Genomic DNA, 3,743 nt, shown 5'->3' on the forward strand with positions numbered 1-3,743 from the left:
ATTTCGTGGGATGAAACGACGTTCGTTCCCGCTGTCGCTTAGTCCAAATTCTCGCGCTGATAGTCGCCGTCGTAGGTTTCGTCGTGGTCCGCCTCGGCGAGAACGAATTGTGCGATACGTGCACCGCGTTCGAGTTCGATGTCGTGGTGGACCTGCAGCAACCCTTCTCCCTTCCCCTTGTAGCCCGCGTCCCACACCGCCGTGTTGAGCATACACGAGTTACGCATGAGCGACGACCGCGGGTAGATGAAGCCGACGTGCCCCTCCGGGATTTCGACCGTTTCGGCGTACTGGACGATGTAGCCACCTTCCGGGAGGTAGTAGTTCTCCGGCGACTTTTCCGTCATCTGCTCGGATTCGATCCGGTGACGGTCGCCGATTTCCTTGTTGTTTCGCCCGATACGCCCGGAATCCCGCTGTTCGTACACCTTTTCCAGCGTCAGATCGACGCCGTTCGGTTGTATCTGCTGTCTCCGAATCTCCTCGATGTGTTCTGCGACGAACGTTCCGCTCTGGAACATAGGCGGACGGCGTGTCCGAGAAAGTAAAGCCGTTACCGTTCTCGCGTAGTGTGCGTGTCTCACACACGCACCATTCACGCATCATTCACACGTCGCTCAGTGGTGGTACCCGTGTCGTTCAGGAGCGGTACCCGTATCATTCGGCCGAGTCGACGACCGCCCCGTCCGCCATATCGAGTTCCTCCGCCTCCACGACGCCGATGCGGGCGTTCGCTCCGAGTTTGACGTGGTCGCCGACGACTCGCTCCACGTCCACGTAGTCAAGCGCGATATCGCTTCCCTCGATGGACTTCGCTCGAAGGAAACCGTCGGGCCGACGCCGACCGACGACGATGGAATCCCCGACGAGGGACGAAACGACCGACTCGCCGACGAGGTTGAACCGGACGTCGTCCGCTTCGACGTGGCCCGCCTGGATCGCACCGTGGACCCACACCGTTTCGGCCTCCAACGTCGCCACTTTGGCCATACCCGAAGTTTCGAACTGATCGGCCGTGACCGTCTCCAGTTTCACCGACCCCGAACAATCGAGCGTGTCCGCCTGCGTGGTTCCCCGTACCGATAGCGACCCGGACACGGAGACGCTGTCCGCTGTCACGTCTTCAGCGACTTTTGTCGATCCGGAGACCGTGATGGAATCCACGTCGAGATTACCCCGTATCGTCGCCGCACCCGCGACCTTCGCCCGTTTCGCGTGCGTATCGCCCTTTACCGTAAGGGAGCCCAGAACGCGAACGTGTTGGGCGTCGATGTCGTCGTAGGTGGCGGAACCGAGTACTTTGACCCGGTCGTCCTTCGTGATGGATGGGTTCATCACCGGGGCTTTGTCGACAGGAGTCATAAATCTATGCACTGATTGTGCGTTTGATGTGCGTTCAATGTGATTTTGATGTGCGTTTCGAGGAAACAGTTATGATACCGGGGACGGTAGCGACTGGTATGAGTCGGAACATCCGGATCACCATCGACGACGACGAAGTGTTCGAACGGCTGAAACACCGAAAGCGCGAGTTGGACCTGTCGTGGGAGGAGACGCTCCGACGAGGGTTGGAACGGGGACCCTACGACGACGAGAGGCGAGGGGCCGGTCGGGGAGGAGGGCATGAAAGAGGGCGAACGCACTCACGGCAGATGCACGACCAGCGGCATCAACGGCATCGCGAGCGCGAACGACACGGGAGGGGTCATCCCAGCCCGTTCGACCCCGACTTCGGCGAACAGCTTCGCCGCGGCATCGAGGAATCGGTACAGGAATCCATGCATTCCGTCGAGGAATCGGTGAACGCCGTCCGTGAAGGGTTGGGAACCGAGATCGACCGGTTGGAGGACGCGGAAGACGCCGTCCTCGCGTTTCCGTTCCTCTCCGACGAGCGTGCACAGGTCCCCCTCCGTGTAAACCTCCGGACGAGCGCCGACGGGCTTTCCGTCGAGGTCGTCGCGGTTCGCCGCGGGAAGAACACGGCGGAGACGAACCGGTTCGCCGACGACCATCGAGCGGAGATAAATCGGTGGCTCGCGGACGGGCGGACGGTTCGACTCGAACTACAGAACGGAACCGAAGCTTACGATGTCGTTCCGTCTCTCTCGTGGGGACGGGCCGACGACGATACGCCGATCGTTACCGAGGTCGAAATCGCGGAGGTTCGTTTCGACTAATTTTCGTCGTCTCACCCTTTTGACCGCCCTCATTTTCGCAATGATTGCCTGACGAGAGCCTGATTTACCACGAACGATGAAAACGTAAACACGCGGGATTTATACCTTCGGAGGGTCGATATTCGTCTGATATGGGACAAACACTGACGGAAAAGATTCTCGGCGAGCACCTCGTCGAGGGCGAACTCGAAACCGGTGAGGAAATCGGGATCGAGATTGACCAGGTTCTCACACAGGACACCACGGGGACGCTCGTCTGGCTCCAGTTCGAGGCTCTCGACATGGACGAAGTCCAGACCGAGATCGCGGCCCAGTACTGTGACCACCAGACCTACCAGTTCGACTTCAAGAACACGGACGACCACCGATTCCTCCGCTCCGCGGCAGGCACGTTCGGTGCACACTACTCCCGTCCGGGTAACGGTATCTGTCACAACGTCCACAAGGAGAACTTCGCCGCACCCGGCAAGACGATGCTCGGGTCGGACTCCCACACCCCGACACCCGGCGGATTGGGTGAACTCGCGATCGGTTCGGGCGGTCTCGACGTCGTAGTCGCCATGGGTGGCGGCCCGTACTACATCGAGATGCCGGAGATCGTCAGCGTTCGCCTCGAAGGCGAACTCCCCGAATGGTCCACCGCGAAGGACGTCATCCTCGAGATGCTCCGTCGCCTCTCCGTGAAAGGTGGCGTCGGCAAAATCTTCGAGTACACCGGCCCCGGTGTCGAGACGCTTTCCGTTCCGGAACGGACGACCATCACCAACATGGGCACGGAACTCGGCGCAACGACCTCCATCTTCCCGACGGACGAGAAGACCGAGGAGTGGCTCAGCGCCCTCGGCCGCGAGGACGAACACGTCGATCTCCAGGCCGACGACGACGCGGAGTACGACGACGAGATCGTCATCGACCTCTCCGAGATCGAACCGCTCATCGCACAGCCGTCGATGCCCGACAACGTCGTCCCTGTCCGTGAAGTCGCTGGACAGTCGGTCGACCAGGTCATGATCGGCTCCTGTACGAACGGTGGCTACGAGGACATCCTCCCCGGCGCGAAGATGCTCGAAGGCCGCACGGTCAACCGGAAGACGGACCTCATCGTCGCCCCGGCATCCAAACAGGCATCCGAGATGCTCGCCCGCGAGGGCTGGGTCGCCGAACTGATGGCGGCAGGCGTCAACTTCTCCGAGGCGACCTGTGGTGCGTGTATCGGTATCGGTCACGTTCCGGCGTCCGACTCCGTTTCCCTGCGTACTTTCAACCGCAACTTCGAGGGTCGCTCCGGTATCGAGGACGACTCAGTCTACCTCTGTTCGCCCGAAGTCGCCACGGCGGCGGCCATCAAAGGCGAAATCATCGACCCGCGCGACCTCGCCGACGAACTCGGCGACCTCGACGCGCCCGGATTCGAACTCGGCGACAAGTACGGTGGCGAGGACCCCGACCTCATCGCCCCCGACCAGGCCGTCGACGACGAACTCATCAAAGGCCCGAACATCGGCGACGTCCCGCTGAAGGACGAACTCGAATCCACGCTCGAAGGCCCGGCCCTGCTCAAGATGC

4 protein-coding genes are annotated in these 3,743 nt (G+C 61.2%); 2 read left to right on the plus strand and 2 right to left on the minus strand.

Going from position 1 to position 3,743, the window contains the following annotated elements; genetic code table 11:
- Positions 1-38: 38 nt before the first annotated feature.
- Positions 39-599 carry a deoxyuridine 5'-triphosphate nucleotidohydrolase gene (locus tag WBV42_RS10060; RefSeq protein WP_423985911.1) on the minus strand — a complete coding sequence of 187 codons (561 nt, stop codon included), beginning with the start codon at positions 597-599 and terminating at the stop codon, positions 39-41.
- 58 nt (positions 600-657) lie between these two features.
- Positions 658-1,335, minus strand: coding sequence for a hypothetical protein (locus WBV42_RS10065; protein WP_423985912.1), 678 nt, complete (start codon positions 1,333-1,335; stop codon positions 658-660).
- A gap of 125 nt (positions 1,336-1,460) precedes the next feature.
- On the opposite strand from WBV42_RS10065, the gene WBV42_RS10070 reads away from it, so the two are divergent.
- Together WBV42_RS10070 and WBV42_RS10075 are read left to right on the plus strand one after the other, a co-directional pair.
- Complete coding sequence (locus WBV42_RS10070) at positions 1,461-2,177, plus strand: hypothetical protein (protein WP_423985913.1); 717 nt, start codon at positions 1,461-1,463, stop codon at positions 2,175-2,177.
- A 131-nt stretch (positions 2,178-2,308) separates the two neighbouring features.
- Positions 2,309-3,743: aconitate hydratase (locus tag WBV42_RS10075; protein WP_423985914.1), on the plus strand; the 1,435-nt coding region annotated here is incomplete at its 3' end.

Source organism: Haladaptatus sp. (assembly GCF_049589095.1).
Classification (GTDB): domain Archaea; phylum Halobacteriota; class Halobacteria; order Halobacteriales; family Haladaptataceae; genus Haladaptatus.